19 protein-coding genes are annotated in these 21,120 nt (G+C 63.7%); 12 read left to right on the forward strand and 7 right to left on the reverse strand.

Annotated elements, in window-relative coordinates; translation table 11 throughout:
- Positions 1-9: 9 nt before the first annotated feature.
- Complete coding sequence (locus tag J2Y63_RS02980; protein WP_435264852.1) at positions 10-2,412, reverse strand: transketolase-like TK C-terminal-containing protein; 2,403 nt, start codon at positions 2,410-2,412, stop codon at positions 10-12.
- Positions 2,413-2,540: 128 nt separating this feature from the next.
- Between J2Y63_RS02980 and J2Y63_RS02985 the strand changes: the two genes are divergently transcribed.
- On the forward strand, positions 2,541-3,041 hold the full coding sequence (locus J2Y63_RS02985) for an Lrp/AsnC family transcriptional regulator (RefSeq protein ID WP_435264853.1): 501 nt from the start codon (positions 2,541-2,543) through the stop codon (positions 3,039-3,041).
- A 9-nt stretch (positions 3,042-3,050) separates the two neighbouring features.
- On the opposite strand, the gene J2Y63_RS02990 is transcribed toward J2Y63_RS02985, so the two are convergent.
- The 3 genes from J2Y63_RS02990 to J2Y63_RS03000 all read right to left on the reverse strand — a co-directional run bounded on the left by J2Y63_RS02990 (position 3,051) and on the right by J2Y63_RS03000 (position 6,697).
- Positions 3,051-4,634 carry a Na+/H+ antiporter gene (locus tag J2Y63_RS02990; RefSeq protein ID WP_435264854.1) on the reverse strand — a complete coding sequence of 528 codons (1,584 nt, stop codon included), beginning with the start codon at positions 4,632-4,634 and terminating at the stop codon, positions 3,051-3,053.
- Between the two features lie 126 nt (positions 4,635-4,760).
- The gene (locus tag J2Y63_RS02995) at positions 4,761-5,516 is read right to left on the reverse strand and encodes an alpha/beta fold hydrolase (protein WP_435264855.1); all 756 of its coding nucleotides are present in this window, start codon (positions 5,514-5,516) and stop codon (positions 4,761-4,763) included.
- Between the two features lie 161 nt (positions 5,517-5,677).
- Positions 5,678-6,697, reverse strand: a complete 1,020-nt coding sequence (locus tag J2Y63_RS03000; protein ID WP_256114629.1) for a 1-aminocyclopropane-1-carboxylate deaminase — start codon at positions 6,695-6,697, stop codon at positions 5,678-5,680.
- Positions 6,698-6,836: 139 nt separating this feature from the next.
- On the opposite strand from J2Y63_RS03000, the gene J2Y63_RS03005 reads away from it, so the two are divergent.
- From J2Y63_RS03005 to J2Y63_RS03055, 11 genes are all read left to right on the forward strand, one after another.
- Entirely contained in the window at positions 6,837-7,313 is a 477-nt protein-coding gene (locus J2Y63_RS03005; protein ID WP_435264856.1) for an Lrp/AsnC family transcriptional regulator, read from the forward strand.
- Positions 7,314-7,383: 70 nt separating this feature from the next.
- Positions 7,384-9,678, forward strand: a complete 2,295-nt coding sequence (locus J2Y63_RS03010) for an FdhF/YdeP family oxidoreductase (protein WP_435264857.1) — start codon at positions 7,384-7,386, stop codon at positions 9,676-9,678.
- Positions 9,675-9,953 (forward strand): hypothetical protein, encoded by a 279-nt coding sequence (locus tag J2Y63_RS03015; RefSeq protein WP_435264858.1) that lies wholly within the window; start codon positions 9,675-9,677, stop codon positions 9,951-9,953. Before J2Y63_RS03010 ends, J2Y63_RS03015 begins: the two co-directional genes overlap by 4 nt.
- Before the next feature lie 76 nt (positions 9,954-10,029).
- Complete coding sequence (locus J2Y63_RS03020) at positions 10,030-11,460, forward strand: amidase (RefSeq protein ID WP_435264859.1); 1,431 nt, start codon at positions 10,030-10,032, stop codon at positions 11,458-11,460.
- Positions 11,461-11,474: 14 nt separating this feature from the next.
- On the forward strand, positions 11,475-12,476 hold the full coding sequence (locus J2Y63_RS03025; protein ID WP_435264860.1) for a LacI family DNA-binding transcriptional regulator: 1,002 nt from the start codon (positions 11,475-11,477) through the stop codon (positions 12,474-12,476).
- 129 nt (positions 12,477-12,605) lie between these two features.
- The gene (locus J2Y63_RS03030; RefSeq protein WP_435264861.1) at positions 12,606-13,640 is read left to right on the forward strand and encodes a sterol desaturase family protein; all 1,035 of its coding nucleotides are present in this window, start codon (positions 12,606-12,608) and stop codon (positions 13,638-13,640) included.
- Positions 13,637-13,948 carry a MocE family 2Fe-2S type ferredoxin gene (locus J2Y63_RS03035; protein WP_435264862.1) on the forward strand — a complete coding sequence of 104 codons (312 nt, stop codon included), beginning with the start codon at positions 13,637-13,639 and terminating at the stop codon, positions 13,946-13,948. Before J2Y63_RS03030 ends, J2Y63_RS03035 begins: the two co-directional genes overlap by 4 nt.
- A gap of 76 nt (positions 13,949-14,024) precedes the next feature.
- The gene (locus J2Y63_RS03040) at positions 14,025-14,969 is read left to right on the forward strand and encodes a substrate-binding domain-containing protein (protein ID WP_435264863.1); all 945 of its coding nucleotides are present in this window, start codon (positions 14,025-14,027) and stop codon (positions 14,967-14,969) included.
- Positions 14,970-15,024: 55 nt separating this feature from the next.
- Positions 15,025-16,230 (forward strand): NAD(P)/FAD-dependent oxidoreductase, encoded by a 1,206-nt coding sequence (locus tag J2Y63_RS03045; RefSeq protein ID WP_435264864.1) that lies wholly within the window; start codon positions 15,025-15,027, stop codon positions 16,228-16,230.
- A complete protein-coding gene (locus tag J2Y63_RS03050) occupies positions 16,227-17,063 on the forward strand; it encodes a sugar phosphate isomerase/epimerase family protein (RefSeq protein WP_435264865.1) in 837 nt (278 codons plus the stop codon). Before J2Y63_RS03045 ends, J2Y63_RS03050 begins: the two co-directional genes overlap by 4 nt.
- 431 nt (positions 17,064-17,494) lie before the next feature.
- Positions 17,495-18,148: a methyltransferase domain-containing protein gene (locus J2Y63_RS03055; RefSeq protein ID WP_435264866.1), complete on the forward strand. Its 654-nt coding sequence runs from the start codon at positions 17,495-17,497 to the stop codon at positions 18,146-18,148.
- 40 nt (positions 18,149-18,188) lie between these two features.
- Here the strand turns inward: J2Y63_RS03055 and J2Y63_RS03060 are convergent, their stop codons facing one another.
- The 3 genes from J2Y63_RS03060 to J2Y63_RS03070 all read right to left on the reverse strand — a co-directional run bounded on the left by J2Y63_RS03060 (position 18,189) and on the right by J2Y63_RS03070 (position 21,099).
- Positions 18,189-19,358: a nucleotide sugar dehydrogenase gene (locus tag J2Y63_RS03060; protein ID WP_256114616.1), complete on the reverse strand. Its 1,170-nt coding sequence runs from the start codon at positions 19,356-19,358 to the stop codon at positions 18,189-18,191.
- A gap of 34 nt (positions 19,359-19,392) precedes the next feature.
- Positions 19,393-19,866: a cupin domain-containing protein gene (locus J2Y63_RS03065; protein WP_435264867.1), complete on the reverse strand. Its 474-nt coding sequence runs from the start codon at positions 19,864-19,866 to the stop codon at positions 19,393-19,395.
- A gap of 105 nt (positions 19,867-19,971) precedes the next feature.
- Entirely contained in the window at positions 19,972-21,099 is a 1,128-nt protein-coding gene (locus J2Y63_RS03070) for a sugar-transfer associated ATP-grasp domain-containing protein (protein WP_435264868.1), read from the reverse strand.
- Positions 21,100-21,120: the final 21 nt, after the last annotated feature.

The following is a 21,120-nucleotide window of genomic DNA, read 5'->3' on the forward strand; positions in this document are numbered from 1 at the left end:
CGCTTGCTCTCAGACCGCCCGCAACGGTACGGACGCGTCCGAACGGACCACGGATTCCGCGGCCTCGATAATGGCGTCGGTGTCGATGCCGAAATGGGCGTAGAGGTCGGCAATCGTGCCGGTCTGGCCGAAATGTTCGACGCCAAGCGAGATCGTGCGGTGGCCCTCCACCGAACCCAGCCAGCCGAGCGTCGCCGGATGGCCGTCCGTGGCGGTGATGAGGCTTGCCGGACGGGGCACGGCGGAAAGCAGCGTCTCGATATGGCTGCGGGCGCCGAAATCGCCGTGGCGACGGGCGCGTTGCGCCGCCGTCCAGCCGGCATTCAGCCGGTCGGCGGAGGTGACCGCGAGCACGGCGATATCGCCATGCGCCTCGGCAAGCCGCCCGGCGGCCATCAGCACTTCCGGCGCGATGCAGCCCTGGTAGGCGAGCACGATGCGGGTGCGGGCCGATGGCGGACGCAGCCAATAGGCGCCATCGATCACGCCCAGGCGGAAGGCCGGGTCCTCGCGCCGGAGCGCGATCTGCTCCAGCGGCCGCGTCGTCAGGCGCAGGTAGACCGAGCCGCCGGTTTCGTCGCGCAGCCACGTGCGCGTATCGTGCCCGCCGTCGCCCTCGCGCTGCATATAGTCGAAGGACCAGTCCATGATGACGGACAGTTCGTCGAGATAGGCGGGCTCGAAGCTCGCCAACCCATCCTGGCTGATGCCGATCAGCTGCGAGCCGATCGACTGGTGCGCCCCGCCCTCCGGCGCCAGCGTGACGCCCGAAGGGGTTCCGACGATCATGAAGCGGGCATCCTGGTAGCAGGCATAGTTCAGCGCATCGAGGCCGCGCGCCACGAAGGGATCATAGACCGTGCCGATCGGCAGCAGCCGCTCGCCGAACAGCGAATGCGACAGGCCGGCGGCGCCCAGCAGCAGGAACAGGTTCATTTCCGCGATGCCAAGTTCGATATGCTGGCCGGCGGGGCCAAACTCCCATTTCTGCGCCGATGGCACGCGCTCGTCGCGGAACGTATCCGACAGCTTCTCGCGCGCGAAAAGACCGCGGCGGTTGACCCAGGGACCGAGATTGGTCGAAACGGTAACGTCGGGCGCCGTGGTGACGATGCGGGCCGACAGGGCATCGTTGCGCTGGGCGAGCGCATCGAGGATCTTGCCGAAACCGGCCTGCGTCGACAGTTCCCGGTCGTCGAGGAAGACCGGGCCGGATGAGGGCAGCGCCAGCGACGTGAAGCGCCGCGTGCCGTCCGCAAAGAAGGGCACGGTCTTCAGAAGCTCGCGCACCGGTTCCGGTGAGGGGATCGCGCCGAACATCTGCCATTCCGCGCCGGGTTTCACGCCGATGCGGCTCTGGAAGGTCTCCATCTGCGCCTTGGTCATCAGGCCGGCATGGTTGTCCTTGTGGCCGGCGAGCGGCGTGCCCCAGCCCTTGATCGTATAGGCGAGAAAAACCGTCGGGCGGTCGTGGTCGATGCTTTCGAAGGTGCGGATCAGCGTTTCCAGGCAATGGCCGCCGAGATTGTTCATGAGATCGGAAAGCTGATCGTCGTTGCGCGCCGCCAGCAGTGCGGCCACACCGGGCTTAGTGCCGATCTCGTCGGTCAGCCGCTTGCGCCAGGCGGCACCGCCCTGGAAGGTCAGCGCCGAATAGAGCTGGTTCGGACATTGGTCGATCCATCCGCGCAACACCGCGCCGCCCGGCTCCTCGAACGCCATCTCCTGAAGCGCACCGTATTTCAGCACTTTCACATCCCAGCCGAAGGCCGTGAAGATGCCCTCGATGCGCTGCCACAGCCCCTCGCGCACGACACCGTCGAGGCTCTGGCGGTTATAGTCGATCACCCACCAGGTGTTGCGCAGGTCGTGCTTCCAGCCTTCCTGCAGGCACTCGTAGATATTGCCCTCGTCGAGTTCCGCATCGCCGACCAGCGCGATCATCCGGCCCGCCGGGCGCTCCGACCATTGTTTGGCGGCGATATAGTCCTGAACGATCGAGGCGAAGGCGGTGATCGCGACGCCAAGGCCGACGGAGCCGGTGGAGAAATCCACGTCGTCGATATCCTTGGTGCGGCTCGGATAGGATTGCGCGCCGCCGAAACCGCGGAAATTCTCAAGCTTTTCCCGGGTCTGGTTGCCCATCAGGAACTGGATGGCGTGGAAGACGGGTGAGGCGTGCGGCTTGACCGCCACGCGGTCTTCCGGCCGGAGCACATGGAAATAGAGCGCCGTCATGATTGCGGCAAGCGAGGCCGACGAAGCCTGGTGCCCGCCGACCTTCACCTCGCCTTTTTCGCGGAGGTGGTTGGCATTGTGGATCATCCAGCAGGCATGCCACAGGACCTGTCGTTCCAGGTCCTTCAGGCAGGCCAGCCGTGCTGGCGTCAGGGCCGGCGCATTCATCGTCATCTCTCTCCCGTGATCTCCCGATAGACCGGAATGCTACACCGGAATTTCGGGGAAAAATGATCTCATTTGACCGCGTGAAGAGAAATTGCGAAAGGTTTATCCGGTAATTCCTCCTTCATCGGTCAATCATGCCTCCCTCGAAACCCGCGCTCGATTCCGCCTCCATCCGCATCCTCGACCTGTTGCAGCAGAATGCCGAGATGAGCATTTCGGAGCTGGCGGAGGCGACGGGGCTTTCGGCCTCGCCCTGCTGGCGGCGCGTCAACGATCTCAAGGAAAGCGGCGTCATCAAGGGCTCGGTGGCACTGGTCGATGCGCAAGCGCTGGGGCTCGCCGTCAATGTCTTCGTGCAGGTCTCGCTGAAGCAGCAGGACCGGGAGTCGCTCGACGTGTTCAATGCCGCGATCCGAACCAAGCCGGAGATCGTCGAATGTTACCTGATGACCGGGGAGGCGGACTACATGCTGCGGGTGGTTGTCGAGGACCTGATGAAGTTCCAGGCGCTGGTGGTCGATTTCCTTACGCGCATTCCCGGCGTCGCCAATATCCGCTCCAGCTTCGCGCTCGGCCAGATCAAATACACGACTGCGCTGCCGACCGGCCATCTGAAGGCCGGCCGCGGAGGGTGAGGGCGGCCGTCACGCCTTGGCGGAAATGGCGCTCAGTTCTTCGAGGTCGAGGTCGCGTTCCAGTTCGTGCAGCGTCTCGTCGTCGATCTCGCCGGCCCGGTGGAGGCGGATGAGTTCGCGGCGGCCGGTGGCGACTGCTTCGAGCACCAGGTCGAAATGGGCATGGAGCACCGGCGTGTAGTCTTCCGTGCGCTCAGCATAGTCGACGATCGATGTCGCCCTGCGCTGGTAGCGCTCCAGCAATTGCGGGTGAACGAGATTGCCGTCTCCGTCATAAGCCCGGCTTCGCACGACCACGAACTGTGCCTGCGCCATGGCGGCTTCCGTCTGGCTCATGGTGAGCCGCGGCTTTTCGGACGCGGGCTCGCTGAGCTTCGCCCAGGCGATCACCTTGCCCAGGGTCGTGCCCTGGATCAGCACGGTTCCGAGGATGACGGCGAAGGACGTGACGAGGATGAAGTCGCGGCCCGGAAAGCCTTCCGGCACGGAGAGCGCCAGCGCCAGCGTGACCACGCCGCGCACACCCGCCCAGCCCAGGACGGTGGAACCGCGGGCGCCGAGCGGTTTGTAGCGATCGATCCCCAGCATGTTGCACAGCCTGATCACATAGTCAGAGCCGAACACCCAGGCGAAGCGCGCGAGCGTCAGCGCGATGAGGATGACGAGGATCGGCAATCCCATGGTGGCGACCACGACGTCGATGCCGCCGCCGCGTTCCACGACGCCGCGCAGCGACAGGCCGATCAGGATGAAGACCGCGGCCTCCATCAGGAAGACCAGCACCGTCCAGAAGGAGGTGCCGCGCATGCGCGTCGCGGCGGAAAAGACGGTGTGCTGGTGCCAGCCGGCAATGAGGCCGGTGGTCACGGTAGCGATGACGCCCGAGACGTGGAAGAATTCGCCGAGCAGGTAGGATGTCCAGGAGAGCAGCGCCGTGGCGGCGATGATCAGGTAGTCGTCTTCAAGGCGGCGCACGAGCAGCACCCAGACCGTGCCGATGGCGATGCCGACCAGCGCGCCGCCGATCGCCAGAACGAAGAAGCTTCCGACCGCATCCACCGTGCTGAAGGCGCCGGTGACGGCGGCGGCGATGGTGAAGCGGAAGAGCACGAGGCCGGTCGCATCGTTGAACAGGCTTTCGCCTTCGAGCAGGATCTGCAGGCGCCGCGGCAGTTTCACCTGTTGCAGCACGGCGCGGGCGGAGACCGCATCGGGCGGCGAGACGATGGCGCCGAGCGCCGCGCAGGCGGCCCAGGGCAGCGACGGAAACAGCAGATGGGTGACCACGGCCACGACGACGCAGGTGAAGACCACCGCGCCGACAGCAAGCGAGGCGATGCCGATCATGTGGCGGCGCAGGCGGCCCAGCGCGATGAACCAGGCACCGTCCATCAGCAGCGGCGGCAGGAAGATGATAAGAACCAGCTCCGGATCGACTTCGATGGTGGGCAGGCCCGGCGCGAAGGCGAGCAGCGCACCGCCCGCGAGCAGCGCCACGGAAGGCGGCAACCCGAGCCGGTGGGCTGCATAGTGCAGCACGATGATCGCCAGGAACATCCCGATCACGAGTTCGAACAAATGTGTAGGATCCATGCGCTTCTGTCCCGAACGGCTTTATTACCGTCGGCTTCATTACAAAGCGCATTCCGCCGAAAGGCAATTGCCCTCCGGCGGAAAATCCCGTGTCGCCAATGGCATGGCCCCTAACGCCGCAGCGCATCAATCCGAAAGCGTGGTCGCGGCCTTCTCGATCAGTTCGGCGACCGCGGCCGGCTGGGACATGAAGACGGCATGGCTCGCTTTCACCTCGACCGGCTCGCTGCCGGCGCGCTTGGCCATGTCGCGCATCAGGTCGGGATGGATGGCGCGGTCGTCGGTGGCAATGAGTGCCCAACTCTTGCGGCTCTTCCAAGCCGGCGCCGTGATTTTGGTCTCGAACGCCGCCTTGGCGGGGTAGACCTGGGAATGCGCCATGAAGCGGGCTTCGTCCGCCGGGATATCTGCCGCGAAATCGGCGGCGAAGGCGGCCGGGTCGAGGAAGAGATAATCGTCCTTCGTTGCCATGATGGCCTTGGTCGCGGCCGGCGTTTTGCCGGCGAGGTCGAGCAGGCTTTCACCCGCATCGGGCTGGAACGCCGCGACATAGACGAGGCCCGCGACATTGTCCGCGGTGCCCGCCTCGGTGACGATCACGCCGCCATAGCTGTGGCCGACGAGCACCGACGGCCCGTCTTGCTGGTCGAGGATACGCTTCGTCGCGGCGACGTCGTCTTCCAGCGAGGTCATCGGCGGCTGGACGACGGTGACCTTGAAGCCCTTGGCCGTCAGCCGGTCGAAAACCTTGCGCCAGCCGGAGCCATCGGCGAGCGCGCCATGCACGATCACGACGTTCCTGACGGGTTCCGCAAATGCCTGCCCGACAGGGCCAAGCGCAATGCTTGCCAGGGCGGCGAGCAGAATGGATGTCTTGCGCATTTCAAAAGTCCTTTCCTGGGGTTGGTGGGGTCGTTCCCTGGGTTGGCGTCTTGCCTCAAGGAAACGACGCTCTCGCTTTGGAAGACGAACGCATCCGCCCGCTGCCGTGGCGGCAGCGTCAAGCGTTCGTCTTCAATAGGGTTGCTGGGTCGGGCCGGCGATCAGCCGTCCTTGTAGTAGTAGCTGTAGCCGTTCAACGCCGGGGCGCCGCCGAGATGGGCGTAGAGCACTTTCGAGCCCTCGGGGAAGAAGCCTTTCTGGGCGAGGTCGATCATGCCCTGCATGGATTTGCCCTCGTAGACCGGGTCGGTGATCATCGCCTCCGTGCGGGCGGCAAGCCGGATGGCCGCATTGGTCTCTTCCGACGGCACGCCATAGGCGGGGTAGGCATAATCGGGGTTGATGACGATCTCGTCCTCGCGGATCGCCCGGCCGAGGCCGACCAGTTCGGCGGTGGCATCAACGATGCCGCGCACCTGCGCGCGGGTCTGGTCGAGCGTGCCGGAGGCATCGATGCCGATTACCCGATCGGCGCGGTCCTGCGCGGCGAAGCCGACGATCATGCCGCCCTGCGTCGATCCGGTGACGACGCAGACGACAATATAATCAAAGGTGAAGCCGAGTTCCTTCTCCTGCGCCGCCACCTCCTCGGCGAAGCCGACATAACCGAGCGCGCCGTATTTGTGCACCGAGGCGCCGGCCGGGATCGGATAGGGCTTACCGCCGGCATCCTTCACCGACTGGATCGCGTCTTCCCAGCTCTTGCGAATGCCGATGTCGAAACCGTCGTCGACCAAGCGGCTGTCCGCCCCCATCAGCCGCGTCATCAGGATGTTGCCGACGCGGTCATAGACGGCATCGTAATGCGGCACCCATTTTTCCTGGATGACCACGCATTTCATGCCGATCTTCGCGGCCGTCGCAGCCACCATGCGCGTGTGGTTCGATTGCACGCCGCCGATCGAGACCAGCGTATCGGCCCCCGAGGCGATGGCGTCAGGCACGATATATTCGAGCTTCCGCAGCTTGTTGCCGCCCATGGCGAGGCCCGAATTGCAGTCGTCCCGCTTGGCATAGATCTGAACCTTGCCGCCGATTGCAGCCGACAGCCGCGGCAGATGCTCGATCGGCGTGGGGCCGAAGGTGAGCGGGTAGCGTTCGAATTTTTCGAGCAGTGACATTGTGTCCTCCGTTCCGATTTTGCGGAGGAAAGATGGCAGAAACCATGTGGAAGGTGCTCTCTTTTTTTGTGGCTGTTTTTTCCCAGAGGCGGTATATTTCTGTATCGGTGATTCAATTCTTCGGATTGAATGGTGAAAAATGAAAGATTCTTCCGCAGAGGGTTTTGACAGGATAGACCTCAAGATCCTGCGCGCCCTGCAATCCGAGGGCCGGCTTTCCAATGCCGATCTGGCCGAGCGCGTGAATGCCAGTCCGGCCACCTGCCACAGGCGCACGCAGAGGCTGTTCGACGAGGGTCACATCACCGGTGTGCGGGCCGAAGTGGCGCCGGCGGCGGTCGGTCTCGGCGCTCTCGTCATGGTCGGCGTGGTGCTCGACCGGTCGACGCCCGAGAGCTTCGCCGCCTTCGAGGGCGCGGTGATGGCGATGAAGGAAGTGCTCGACTGCAACCTGGTCGCGGGCGATTTCGATTATCTCTTGAAAATCCGCGTGCGTGACATGGCGGATTTCAACAAGCTGCATGGCCAGAAGCTGATCGCGCTGCCCGGCGTGCGCCAGACGCGCACTTTCTTCGTCATGAAGGAAGTCAAGGAGAATGCCCGCCTGCCGTTTTGATAGGAATTGACTATCAAGCCATCGCGACAGTCGCCTTGATCCCCGTCTTCGTGTCGATAATACATGAGTCATGACAACGACTTTTATCGGCAAGAAATCCTCTGCGGCCGGCGGCTGGGGAGCGTTGAAGAGTTGCGGCAAAAGGCTTCTGGAGAGCGGCATGCCGATCTCCGGCGCGCGCACTCTGCTGAAGGCCAATCAGCCAGATGGGTTCGATTGCCCGGGCTGCGCCTGGGGCGATCCCGAACACGGCTCATCCTTCGAATTCTGCGAAAACGGCGTGAAGGCCGTCGCCTGGGAAGCGACGGAAAAACGCGCTTCGCTGGTCTTCTTCGCCGCCCATACCGTGTCTGAACTGCGCCGTCTGACGGATTATGAGCTGGAACTCAACGGCCGTCTGACGCATCCGATGCGCTACGACGCCGCCAGCGACCGCTATCTGCCGGTCGCCTGGGAGGATGCCTTCGCCGAAATCGGCGGCATCCTGAAGGGTCTCGACAATCCCGACCGCGCGGAATTCTACACGTCCGGGCGCGCCAGCAACGAGGCAGCCTATCTCTACCAGCTTTTCGTTCGCGCCTACGGCACCAACAATTTTCCGGACTGCTCGAACATGTGCCATGAGGCGAGCGGCGTCGGGCTGCGCCAGGCGATCGGCGTCGGCAAGGGCACCGTGCTGCTGGAGGATTTCGAGGAGGCGGACGCGGTCTTCGTGATCGGCCAGAACCCCGGCACCAACCATCCGCGCATGCTGGGTGACCTGCGGCGGGCCGCGATGCGCGGCGCCCGCATCGTCGTGTTCAATCCCATCCGCGAGCGCGGCCTGGAGCGTTTCTCCGATCCGCAGGACAAGATCGAGATGCTGCGTGGCGGCGCGACGGACATTGCCAGCCATTATTTCCAGCCGCAGCTCGGCGGCGACATGGCGGCCGTGCGCGGCATGGCGAAGGTGGTGTTCGCGGCCGAGGACGCGGCGTTGGCCGCGGGCCTCCCGAGCGTGCTCGACCACGCCTTCCTGGCCGAACATTGCGCCGGTCTGGCCGACTACCGCGCCGCCGTTGAGGCGACGGGCTGGGCCGAGATCGAGGACCAGTCCGGGTTGACGCGCGGCGAGATCGAGCGCGCCGCCGAAGTCTATATCAAGGCCGAGCGCGTCATCTGCACCTGGGCGATGGGGGTGACGCAGCACCTGCATTCCGTCGCGACGATCCGCGAGATCGCCAATTTCATGTTCCTGCGCGGCAACATCGGCCGGCCCGGTGCTGGCCTCTGCCCGGTGCGCGGCCATTCTAACGTGCAGGGCGACCGCACCGTCGGCATCAACGAGAAGCCCTCGCAAGCCTTCCTCGACGCGCTGGAAAAGCATTTCGGCTTCGCAGTGCCGCGCAAGCACGGCCACAACGTGCTGTCCGCGATCGGCGCCATGCTGGACGGCTCGGCAAAGGCCTTCATCGGCCTCGGCGGCAATTTCGCCCGCGCCACGCCGGATAGCGCGCTTGTCGAAAAGGCGCTGAGCGGGCTGAAGCTGACGGTGCATGTCGCCACCAAGCCGAACCATTCGCATCTGATGCCGGGCGAGGTCTCCTTCATCCTGCCCTGCCTCGGCCGCACCGAGATGGACCTCAACGCTGCGGGCAATTCGCAGCTCATCAGCGTCGAGGATTCGATGAGTATGGCGCATGGTTCGGCCGGCATCAACCGCCCGGCCTCGCCGCACCTCAAGTCCGAAGTCGCCATCATCGCCGGTATTGCGCGGGCGACGGTGGGCGAGGGCATCATTGACTGGACGGCGCTCGCCGAGGACTACGACCGCATCCGCGACGCCATCGAGGCGACCATTCCGGGCTTCGAGGATTTCAACAAACGCCTGCGCAAGCCGCGTGGCTTCCACCTGCGCAACACGGCCGCCCACCGCGAATGGGATACGCCGGCGGCGAAGGCCACCTTCTTCTCCGGTCCACAGCCGGAGGAGACCGTGCACCAGAAGGCGCGCAAGGGCGGCGGTCGTTTTGCGTTGCAGACCTTCCGCTCGCACGACCAGTACAACACGACGGTCTACGGCCTCGACGACCGTTATCGCGGCGTCTATGGCGAACGCCAGGTCATCTTCATCCACCCGGAAGACCTGAAAGCCATGGGCTCGCAGGCGGGCGACCGCATCGATGTCGTCGGCGACCATGACGACGGGATTGCGCGCATCGCACCGGATTTCCGCTTCGTGCCCTACGATATCCCGCGCGGCAGCATCGCCGGCTATTATCCGGAGCTCAATGTGCTGGTGCCGCTCGCCAGCGCGGGCGAGGAAAGCGACACGCCGACCTCCAAGTCGATCATGGTGACCTTCCGTAAACGCGAGGCGGCGTGACCGGCACGGTGCCGGATGCCGAGCGCTTCCTGGCGCTCGTCGCCCGACACCAAGCGGAGGACCCGCAACTGAGCGCGATCCAGGCGGGGTTACTCGCCGCCGCCTCGCTCGGCATCGCGCATGACAGCCGCACCTTCGCCCGCCATCTCGGCCTCGCCCATGCCCTCGTTCTGCGGGAGTTGAATGCGCTTGCCGAACGCGGCGACCGGCTTTCCATCGAGAAGCGCGACGCCCGCATGATGCGCACGCACTACGTCCTGTCCGGAAAACTCTGACGGCAGCGCGCCGGTTGACAAAAGCGCCACTGCTGGCTTGTGTGGCGGTCCTTCGTCATGACCGTCAGGATTTGCCATGAACCTCTCCGAATATTGCAGCCATGACGCGACCGGTCTTGCCGATCTGGTCAAGCGCCGGGAGATTTCCCCCCGCGAACTGACCGCGCTCGCCCGCGCGGCGCATGAAAAGGTCGATCCCGAGATTAACGCGGTCGTCGAGTTCTACGCTGATGCGGAAGACGTGACCGGCCCGGACGAGGGCGCTTTCGCCGGCGTGCCGTTCCTGCGCAAGGATATTGGTTCCAAGGAGGCCGGGCGCTTGCAGGAATGCGGCAGCCGGCTGATGAAGGGCAATGTCGCGACCTTCGACAGCTACTACACCACCCGCGCCAAGGCCGCCGGCCTGCGCTTCGTCGGCCGCAGCGCCGTGCCGGAATTCGCCTTTGCCGGCTTCACCGAGACCCTGCTGGAGGGCGTCACGGGCAATCCTTGGAACCTCACCCGTTCAGCCGGCGGTTCCTCTGGCGGTGCCGCCTCTGCGGTTGCCGCGGGTGTTGTGCCGATCGCGCACGCATCCGATGGCGGCGGCTCGATCCGCATTCCGGCCGGTTGGTGCGGCCTGGTCGGGCTCAATCCCTCGCGCGGCCGCGTTTCCGGCGGCCCCGACGGTCAGGATTCGCTCTTCGGCCTCGCCCGCGAATTCGTCGTCTGTCGCACGGTGCGCGACATGGCCGCGGCGCTCGACGTGTTTTCCGGCCCGGAGCCGGGCGATCCCTTCGTCATCCGCCAGCCCGAGCGCCGGTATGTCGAGGAACTGGGCCGGCCGACCGGCAAGCTGCGCATCGGCCTCGCGCGCACCGCCTGGGGCAGGGTGCCGATTGCGCCGGACGTGCTGGCCGTGGTCGACGAAACGGCAGCCCTTCTCGCCGAGATGGGCCACGAGATCGAGGAAATCGGCGCACCCGCAGACCCGCAGGACATCATGGTCGGCGTGATGGGCGGCTTCAATCTCGGCCTGGCCGAGATGCCGGACTTGGCCCGCCTGCTCGGCAAGCCGCTCGATGCCACGACGCTGGAGCCGGTGATCCTGAAGCTGATGGAGCAGACGCTCGCCATGTCACCGGCGGCGATCGTCAACGTCTTCGAGGTCCTGCGCAAGATCCGCCATGACGTGGCGGTGGCCACGCAGCGCTTCGATATCCTGCTGACCCCGACGACGCCGGTGACGGCACCGGAGCACGGCCTTTTCTCGACGACGCGCGAGGACCTGACGGCTGAGGCGTTTTCCGAGGGTGACACGACGCTCTTCACCTTCCTCGGCACTTTCAACGCCACCGGCCAGCCCTCCGTCAGCCTGCCGCTCGGCCTCGACCGCACGGGCATGCCGATCGGCATCCAAGTCGTCGGCCGTTTTGCTGACGAGGCGACACTGGTGCGCGTCGCCCGCGCCCTTGAGGTGGCCCGCCCATGGAGCGCGCTGCGGGCGCCGGTTCATGCCGGCCGCTAGCGGGAGGTTTTAGCGTGAGCAAGCCGCGCTACCGGGACATCGCCCGCCAAGCCGGGGTGGGGACTGCGACGGTGGAGCGGGTGCTCAACGGGCGAGGGGGCGTGCGGCCCGAACTGGTCGAGAAGGTGGTTGCCGCCGCGCGCAGCCTCAACTATCCGCGCACGCTTCCCGAGGCACACCGCGGCCTGCTGCGTATCGACGTGCTGATGGTGCGTCCGGAGACGACCTTCTATCGCCGCCTCTCCAAGGCATTTGAGCGGATTGCCGCGACGCTCGATCCGCTCGTGGTGGTGCATCGCCGGTTTGCGGAGGAGATGAACCCGCAGGAGATCGCCCGGCATATCCTGTCCACGGACGTGCCGCGGGCAGGCCTCATCCTCGCGGTTCCAAACAGCCCGCTGATCCGGGCGGCGGTGGAAACGGTCGTCCGGCAGGGCGTGCCGGTCGTCCATGTCGTGACCCGCGCTTCCGAAGACAAGGTCGATTTCGTCGGCATCGACAACTATGCCGCGGGGCGCACGGCCGCCCATTTCATCGCCCGCATGGCGCGCACGGAAGGCCCGGTCGTCGCGCTGTGCCATCCGATCTACCAGGTCCACCATGACCGTATCCGAGGCTTTTCCGAATATTTTCGCGACCATCCCGGCGCGATCAGTTTCGACTGGCTCGGCTTCACCCGCGACGAGGAACATTTCAGCGCGGAAACGCTCGCGATCGCGCTTGGCATGTTTCCGAACCTCGTCGGCCTCTACAATGCCGGCGGCGCGAACTCGGCCTTGATCGACGTGCTGCGGCGCCACGACCGCGGCAGCGACATCCTGTTCATCGGCCATGAACTGACCGACTACACCCGCGCGGCCCTGCGCGACGGCATCATGGATGTGGTGCTCGACCAGGCGCCGGAGGCGCAGGCGCAGCGTGCGCTCGACCTCATCCTGCGCCGCGTCGGTCTCACCGAGGTCGAGCCAGACCGCAATCCCATCCGCTTCATCACTATCACCGCCGAGAGCCTTTGATCTGTTTTGATCAACGAAGCCTTCGGCGTTTGAACGGCCTCCTGCTATTTTTGCGGTCGGGAGGAGAGGCGGTGTTTCAGAAAAATGCCGCGCGTCTCCCATCGGAAAGGTCTGCCGAAGGAGAGCGTTATGGACGACTTAAAATATGGCACGCGCAACAAGCGGGGGGACTGGGCGCCGAATGAGCCGGTCGAAACCGCGCCGCTCTTCGCCTTTCCGCCGCGGCTGCTGGCGGTCCTGAAATGGCTGCCGCACTATTTCTTCCCGTGGAATGCGATCTTCGCCGCTTCCGCCGTCGCCTACTGGGCCTGGGTCATCCCGCCGGTGGAGACGATGGCGACGCTAGGCGCCGGCTGGATCGCCTGGCTCTATGCCATCAACGCCGTCTGCGTGGCGCTTTTCTACGGCGCCTTCGAGGTTCACCTCTATGTGCTGAAACGGCAGGAAAACCGCTTCAAGTACAACGGCAAATTCCCCGCCGACCAGAAGAACAAGGCCTTCTGGTTCGAAAGCCAGAACCTCGACAATATCCTGCGCACCTTTCTTTCCGGCGTCACCATCTGGACCGCCATTGAGGTTGCCATGCTCTGGGCCTATGCCAATGGTTATGCGCCCTGGCTGAGCTTCACCGAAAACCCGTGGACGCTCGCCCTCGTCGCCCTCGTGGTGCCCATCATCCACGAGTTCCATTTCTTCTGCATCCACCGGCTCATCCACACGCCGTTCCTCTACAAATGGGTGCATTCGGTGCACCACAATTCGGTCAACCCGTCGCCCTGGTCCTCGCTGTCGATGCATCCGATCGAGCATTTTCTCTATCTCGGCACGGCCTTCTACCACCTGGTCCTGCCGTCCAACCCGATCCTCATGCTCTACCAGCTGCACTATGCCGGCTTCGGCGCGATCCCCGGCCATGTCGGCTTCGACAAGGTGGAGGTCGGCGAGGACAAGCTGGTCGATAGCCACGCCTATGCGCACTACCTGCACCACAAATATTTCGAGGTGAACTACGGCGATGCGCTGATCCCGCTCGATAAGTGGTTCGGCACCTGGCACGACGGCTCTGCGGACGGCGAGGCGCGCATGCAGGAACGCTACCGCCGGCGCAAGGAGAAGCTCGCCGCCCGCAAGGCCCGCACCGAAGTTCGGGGAGCAGCCGAATGACCTGGGTTCCCGCCGGCAAGCTCGACGACATCGAACAGGAAGGCGCCATTCGCTTCGACCATGGCGGCCGCACCTACGCGCTCTACCGCGGACCGGACGACAGCGTCTACTGCACCGCCGGCCTCTGCACCCACGAGGCGATCCATCTGGCGGACGGGCTGGTCATGGACTTCGAGGTGGAATGTCCCAAGCATTCCGGCGCCTTCGACTATCGCACCGGCGAGGCGCTCAGGCTCCCCGCCTGCGAGAACCTGAAGATCTATCCCGTCGAGGTGATCGACGGCGAGATTCGCGTGGCGCTCAGCTAGCGGCACGCACATCAACCAGGCCCCATCGGGCTTCCGGAATGTGATCGGGTGAACCGGCACCCATTGGGAGGATATGATGAAAACACTGTATCTGGCGGCCGTGCTGGCCGCCTTGACGGCAAGTGCTGCCTCGGCCGAGACGATCGGCATCTCAATGCAGAGCTTCGACAACAATTTCCAGACGCTGCTGCGCGAAGGGCTGAGCGCTAGGGCCTCCGAGGTCGCGGGCGTCAACGTCCAGGTCGAGGACGCGCAGACCGACATTTCCAAGCAGCTCAACCAGGTGAACAATTTCATCGCGGCAGGCGTGGATGCGATCGTCATGACGTTGACGGATACGTCGGCAGCCCCGGGTGTCAGCGAAGCGGCGGCGAAGGCCGGCATTCCGCTCGTGTACCTCAATCTGGAACCTGAAAACGTCGACAAGCTGCCGGAAAAGCAGGCCTATGTCGGATCCAAGGAAACCGACGCCGGGCGCCTGGCTGGCGAGGCGGCCTGTTCGCTGCTCCAGGAGAAGGGCAAGGTGGGCGCGGCGCAGGTCTACATCCTGATGGGCGATCTCGCCCATCAGGCCTCGCGCGATCGCACCTCCTCGTTCAAGGACGCGCTGGCGGCGGGCGACTGCAAGGGCGTCACGATCGCCGACGAGCAGTCCGCCGCCTGGACGCGCACCAATGCCATGGACATGACGACGAACTGGATCACCGCCGGCCAGCCGATCGACGTGGTCTTCGCCAACAATGACGAAATGGCGATCGGCGCGATCCAGGCGCTGAAAGCGTCCGGCCTGTCGATGGACGATGTCATCGTCATCGGCATCGATGCGACGCAAGATGGCCTCGCCGCTATGGCCGCCGGCGATCTCGACGCGACCGTGTTCCAGAATGCCAAGGGCCAATCGGCAAGCGCCATGGATACAGCCGTGGCGCTTGCGCGCGGCGAACCGGTCGAAAAGCAAGTCATGGTGCCTTTCGAGCTCGTGACGCCGAAGAACATGGCCGAATACGCCAGCAAGAACTAATGCTCCGGCCGGCGCGCTTCTGGTTCGCGCCGGTCTCATTTTCCAGGGAGACGACATGCAGGGTATCGTCATCATCGGTGCGGGCGAGGCCGGCACCCGCGCGGCCTTTGCCGCCCGCGAGGCGCGCTTTTCGGGTGCCATCACGCTGGTCGGCGCGGAGCCGCATCTGCCCTACGAGCGCCCACCGCTCTCCAAGCCGCTGGACGGCGCGGTGCAGATGAAACCGATCTGCGGGCTGCCGGCGCTGGAGGCCACTGGCATCGACTATCATCAGGGCGTTTCTGCCTTGCGCATCGAGCCGGACGCCCGATCTGTAGTGCTCAGCGACGGGCGCACGCTGGCCTATGATAAACTGTTCCTCGCCACCGGCGCGCGGCCGAGACGCCTGGCATGCCCCGGCGCCGGGCGCGCGCTCGACTTCCGTACCTATGCGGATGCGGCGGCGATCTTTTCCAAGGCAGAGGCGGGCGGGCGAGTCGCAATTATCGGCGGCGGCTTGATCGGAATGGAGCTTGCCGCGGTGCTGCGCGGCAAAGGCGTCGCCGTCAGCATTATCGAAGCAGCGCCAAAGCCGCTCGGGCGGGCGGTTCCCGCGCGCTTTGCCGCGACGCTGCATGCCCGGCATATGGAGGAGGGCGTGCTGTTCTATCTCGGGCAAGGCGTGGCCGAGATCACTCCCGACGCCGTCCTGCTGGCCGATGACGAGTGCGTGCCCGCCGACATCGTTGTTGCCGCCGTCGGTGTCGTGCCCGATATGGCACTGGCCGAGGCCGCCGGACTTGCAACCGGCAACGGCATCCTCACCGATGCATTTCTGCGCACGAGCGACCCGCACATCTTCGCGGCCGGCGACTGTGCGGCCGTGTCCCAGCCCGGCGGCGGCCACGTTCGCTTCGAGAGTTGGCGCAACGCGCGCAGCCAGGCCGAGACGGCCGCGCGCAACATGGCGGGTGCCAACGAGGCCTTTGCTGCGAAGCCCTGGTTCTGGTCCGACCAGTACGATCTCGGCTTGCAGGTGGCAGGCATGCCGCTGCCGGGGCATCAAAGTGTCGTGCGCACGCTTGGCGACGGCGAACTGGAGTTCTATCTTGACGGCGGGCGCCTCGTCGCCGCAGCAGGCCTCGGTGTCGGCAACGGCATCGCGAGGGAGATCAAGCTGGCGGAAATGCTGATCGCCGCTGGCATCACCCCCGATCCGGCCGCGCTGATAGACCCGGTCGTCAACCTCAAAGCGCTCCTCAAAAGCGCACGGGCCGCGTGATGCAAAAGTTGCTTGTCTTCCAATCGCTCTGGGCAATGGAACGCCGGCACACCGACGGCCATGAGCGCAGCCTCGCGGAAAACATCGCGATGATTGCGGGGGCGGGGTTCGATGGCGTCAGCGCGCATTATACCAATCTCCGGGATGTCGCGCGCCTCGACGAAACCCTGCGCGGCACCGGGCTGAAGATCGAAGGCGTCTGTTTCCCGCGCACCATCGATGACCTGCGCCTGCCGCTGGAACTGGCGACCGAGTTTCCGGTCAGTCATATCAACCTGCAACCCGATGTGCGGCTGCGCCGTATCGAGGATTGCCTGCCGCTGCTCGATGGTTGGATGCGGCTTGCCGAGGATGCGGGCATTCCCGTCTTCATCGAGACGCATCGCGATCGCATGACCACGGATCTCTTCTTCACGCTCGACCTACTGGAGCGCCGTCCAGACCTGCCGCTCGTGGCCGACCTCTCGCATTTCCTCGTCGGCCGGGAGTTCGCCTTTCCGGTCGATGCTGAAAACCACGCGCTGATCCAGCGTATCCTGCGCAATGCAAAAGCCTTCCACGGCCGCGTCGCCTCGCGCGAACAGGTGCAGATCGAGATCAGCTTTCCGCACCATCGCCCTTGGCTCGATCTCTTCCTGCAATGGTGGGACGACGGTTTTCGCGCGTGGCGATCGCGTGCCGCCGACGATGCCGAACTGGTCTTCACCTGCGAACTCGGCCCCAAGCCCTATGCCATCACCGGTCGGGACGGCAACGACACGACGGACAGATGGGCGGAGGCCTTGCTCCTGCGCCGGATGGTGCGGGGTCTCTGGGCCGCGATCGACCGGTAGCCTCTGCCGCAGCCGACCTCCTCGGGTTGCGGTGGAAAGAAGAGAGGTGGTTTCCGGCCACCTCTCTTCGTTGGCTTTTGTCATATATATGTTAAGTGATTTTAACCATAGATTGTAACGGACTGTGCCAGCTATGGCATCCGCCGCCCGATTCCGGTAAAGATTAATGAGCGATTAGCAGACGGAAATTCTGCCGATTTTCTTGTCGGGATTTGAAGCAAAGTGAATCCGGAAAAGATACAAATCGGCTCTATTTCTGGATTACCGAAATGTAATCTTTGGAAAGTTTTCATTATTCGGGGAATAGTGTAGATGACCAAGGGCATGTTCTAACTTACTTTAAAAGGTGTATCGCTGTGTCCTATTTCAGCCGTAAGATAAGGGCTGCGTTTCCCTGGTTGCAGGATGCAAAGGCCGTAAAGGAGTTGCTCATGCAGAGTGATTCCCGCGTCTTTACCTGCGCCTGCTGCGGAAACAGCCAGAAGTTTCGCCTCGCGGGTTACCCGCCGCGTCTCAATGCGATGTGCCCGACCTGCGGTTCGCTTGAGCGCCACCGGCAGTTCACGCTTCTCCTGAATGACCGCCCCGACCTGACGAAAAGCAAGTCAATCCTGCATTTCGCGCCCGAGCCGACGCTTCGTAAGGGTATCGAGACGGTGGCCGCCTCCTATATCGGCGCCGACATCGACCCGAACCGCGGCGACCGGGAAATGAACATCGAAGCCATCGACCTGCCGGCCGACAGCATCGAGCTGGTGATCTGCAACCATGTCATGGAGCATGTCGACGACACCAAAGCGCTCGCCGAGCTGCACCGGATACTGGTGACCGGCGGTGTGGCGCTGCTGACGGTCCCGCTCGTCGAGGGCTGGCCGACGACCTATGAAAATCCATCGATAACCGATCCGGCGGAACGGCTCCTTCACTTTGGGCAGTCGGATCATGTGCGCTATTACGGCCGCGATTTCCGGGATCGCGTGATGGCGGCCGGCTTCGACCTCGAAGAATTCGTGGCCCAGGAACCCTATGTCGGCCAGTATGGCCTTTTGCCCGGCGAGACGATCTTCATCGCAACCAAGCGATAAAAGCCTTTCGGCACACTTTGGCCGGCGGAAACGCTGCCGGTCAGTCAGCTCCGAAAATATCGCGCGTGTAGATCTTTCCGCGCACGTCGTCGAGATCGTCCGAAACGCGATTGGCGATGATGAGGTCGGCGCGGCGCTTGAACTCTGCGAGATCACGCACGATTTCCGAGCGGAAGAACGTCTCTCCGTCAAAGTCCGGCTCATAGATGATGACCGGAATGCCCTTTGCCTTGATGCGCTTCATGATGCCCTGGATCGAGGATTCGCGGAAATTGTCCGAATCCTTCTTCATCGCGAGGCGATAGACCCCCACCACATCCGGATTGCGCGCGGCGATATCGCCGGCCAGGAAATCCTTACGCGTCGTATTGGCATCGACAATCGCCCGGATCAGGTTTTGGGGGACTTCGCTGAAATTGGCGAGAAGCTGCTTGGTATCCTTCGGCAGGCAATAACCGCCATAGCCGAAGGACGGGTTGTTGTAGTGCTTTCCGATGCGCGGATCGAGCCCGACACCCTCGATGATCTGGCGCGTATCGATACCGTGGGTAATGGCGTAGGAATCGAGCTCGTTGAAATAGGCGACGCGCATGGCGAGATAGGTGTTGGCGAAGAGCTTGATCGCCTCCGCTTCGCCTGAGCCGGTCGCGAGCACCGGAATATCCGTCTTCACCGCCCCTTGCCGAAGCAGGTCCGCGAAGCGATGGGCCTCCGGCGTATCCGCGCCAATGATGATGCGTGAAGGATGCAGGTTGTCGTAGAGCGCCTTGCCTTCGCGCAGGAATTCCGGAGAGAAGACGATCCGGTCGTCATCGCGTGCGTCGCGCAGCGACTGGGTATAGCCGACCGGCACGGTCGACTTGATGATGATCGTGGCATCCCGGTTGACGCGCCGTACGTCGTCGATCACGGCCTCGATACTGCGTGTATCGAAATAGTTGCTTTCGGGATCGTAGTTTGTCGGCGTGGCCACCACGACGAATTCGGCGCCGGCAAAGGCTTCCGCCTTGTCCATCGTTGCCTTCAGCCGCAACGGCTTGGTGCTGAGATAGTGCTCGATTTCCGTATCGACGATGGGCGAGTGGCGCGCATTCACCCGGGCGACGCGTTGCTCGCTGATATCATAGGCGATGACGTCATTATGCTGCGCGAGAAGCACGGCGTTGGAAAGGCCGACATAACCGATGCCGGCGACCGTAATATTGACCATGCAAACCTCTGAACGGGGGCGTTCGATGAACGCCCTATCGTCTGAATTTGTCGCGCAACTTCAGCGCCATGTTGACGGCGCCGGGGAACTCACGGCGGCCGAAGGCGATTTTTCGCACATAGTCGTCGATATGCCAGATCGCCGACGAACCTGCCGGGAAATAGGCAATGTCGCCGACTTTCAGTACACGCTCCGCGCCGTCCTCGCCGGTGACCCGAACCTCACCCTCCAGGATAACGACCGTTTCGTCCCAGCCGAAATGCCAGTGGAAGGTGCCGGCTGTGCAATCCCATATCGCCGTTGTCGCCTGGTCGTCGGCCGAGCGCGAGTGGAGCGAGCGGCGCGCGATGGGCTTGCCTGCGATGATCCACGAGGGTTCGACTGGGCAGGGCTCCATTTCGAGATCGTCGGGTGCGGTCGCGACGATAGCCTTAGGGGCTGCCGGTTCGGCATAACGCGAACGCACGGCCGCACCCACCATCGTCGCCAATATCAACTTCAATACCATGTCTTGCCCCCCGGCATGCTGTTCAAGGCGTCCCCAAATTCTCCCGTAAGCATTTAAAGAATATCTGAATCCCGCGCTATCGATTTTCCGTACGTAAGCGGCGAATTACTGCAAGGCTTCAAGGATGCGTTCTTTCCGGGCCGGATGCCGATCGAGATAGGACCGGCCGAGCGCCTTGTCGACGTAGCCTCCAGCAAGTTCCTGCAGGACATCGATGCCATAGTCGGAATTGGCTTCAACGACGAGGGGGCCTGCTGGCGTTATAGCGATGTCCCAGCCGAGGGAGCGGAAAGGTGCGACCGTCTCGGCGGCGCGGCTAGCTGTCTCGCGCAGCGCCTGCCAGAACGGCATTGTAAAGGTCGACGGCTCGATGCCGAACACCGTGCGGAGATCATGGTATTTGCCGCCGAAACGCGCCTCGGTCTTGGCGCCAGTCAAGAAGCGGCCGGTCTCCAGGTCGATGGCGATCATGTAACCGCCCGTGCTGGAATTGTCTGTGATGCTGCCGGGGGAGCCGACTTTGAGGGCGGCGGCGTTGAAATGCACTCTGCCTGCTTCATCTATGAAGGTGTCGATGCGGACCGTATTGACAGAGGTTGGGTTAAACCGTGCGACGTCCGGATGCTGCGAGATGGTCTCTTGAACGATAAAATCCGTCCAGTAGAAGCCGTTGTTCGTGGTGAAGATCAACGTGTCGAAGTCCGCCTCACCGAGCGCCTGTCCCTTGTAGTAGAGCACGCCATCTGTCGCGCGAAGCTTAAAGACGGCGCTGCCAGAACCGCCCGAGAGCGGCTTGATGATGACGCCGTCAGGTAGCTCCAGCGCTTCTATCGTCGCGACGAAATCAACATAGGTGACCCGCTTGCCAGCCATGTCGCTGATGGCTTGGCGTTGCAGCTGGAACAGGGTGTTGGTGGTTCTGAGTCCCGCCGCGCGGATCCGCTCCTCGAACAGTAGTTTGTCATCGACAAGCGCGAGATCGGCCGCCGAGTTCACGCGGTCGCGCGTGACATGCAAAAGTTCCGTCGGAAGATAGCGGTAAATCTCCTTGCCGTATTTCTTCAGATAGAGGCTGTGCTTCAGGTACTGGTACGGCAGGTAGCCGTAGAGTTTGTGCAGGCGATAGATCTCGAAGACCTGCCGCGGCAGGGGCTTCTTGTCACGAGCCCCCAGATACACCCGGAAATCCTCCGTGAGCATCCGTTTGAACCGCCGATAATTCTTCACTATCACGTTGCTTCTCCTGACGGTTCC

This window comes from Shinella sp. BE166, assembly GCF_051201095.1.
Lineage (GTDB): Bacteria > Pseudomonadota > Alphaproteobacteria > Rhizobiales > Rhizobiaceae > Shinella > Shinella lacus.

Coding starts and splice junctions, on each gene's coding strand:
- J2Y63_RS03060 (WP_256114616.1), bottom strand. CDS start 19,358: ATGGTCAATATTACGGTCGCCGGCATCGGTTATGTCGGCCTTTCCAAC.
- J2Y63_RS03010 (WP_435264857.1), top strand. CDS start 7,384: ATGACAACGACTTTTATCGGCAAGAAATCCTCTGCGGCCGGCGGCTGG.
- J2Y63_RS03065 (WP_435264867.1), bottom strand. CDS start 19,866: ATGGTATTGAAGTTGATATTGGCGACGATGGTGGGTGCGGCCGTGCGT.
- J2Y63_RS03055 (WP_435264866.1), top strand. CDS start 17,495: ATGCAGAGTGATTCCCGCGTCTTTACCTGCGCCTGCTGCGGAAACAGC.
- J2Y63_RS02990 (WP_435264854.1), bottom strand. CDS start 4,634: ATGGATCCTACACATTTGTTCGAACTCGTGATCGGGATGTTCCTGGCG.
- J2Y63_RS03045 (WP_435264864.1), top strand. CDS start 15,025: ATGCAGGGTATCGTCATCATCGGTGCGGGCGAGGCCGGCACCCGCGCG.
- J2Y63_RS03040 (WP_435264863.1), top strand. CDS start 14,025: ATGAAAACACTGTATCTGGCGGCCGTGCTGGCCGCCTTGACGGCAAGT.
- J2Y63_RS03020 (WP_435264859.1), top strand. CDS start 10,030: ATGAACCTCTCCGAATATTGCAGCCATGACGCGACCGGTCTTGCCGAT.
- J2Y63_RS02995 (WP_435264855.1), bottom strand. CDS start 5,516: ATGCGCAAGACATCCATTCTGCTCGCCGCCCTGGCAAGCATTGCGCTT.
- J2Y63_RS03005 (WP_435264856.1), top strand. CDS start 6,837: ATGAAAGATTCTTCCGCAGAGGGTTTTGACAGGATAGACCTCAAGATC.
- J2Y63_RS03000 (WP_256114629.1), bottom strand. CDS start 6,697: ATGTCACTGCTCGAAAAATTCGAACGCTACCCGCTCACCTTCGGCCCC.
- J2Y63_RS03030 (WP_435264861.1), top strand. CDS start 12,606: ATGGACGACTTAAAATATGGCACGCGCAACAAGCGGGGGGACTGGGCG.
- J2Y63_RS02985 (WP_435264853.1), top strand. CDS start 2,541: ATGCCTCCCTCGAAACCCGCGCTCGATTCCGCCTCCATCCGCATCCTC.
- J2Y63_RS02980 (WP_435264852.1), bottom strand. CDS start 2,412: ATGACGATGAATGCGCCGGCCCTGACGCCAGCACGGCTGGCCTGCCTG.
- J2Y63_RS03035 (WP_435264862.1), top strand. CDS start 13,637: ATGACCTGGGTTCCCGCCGGCAAGCTCGACGACATCGAACAGGAAGGC.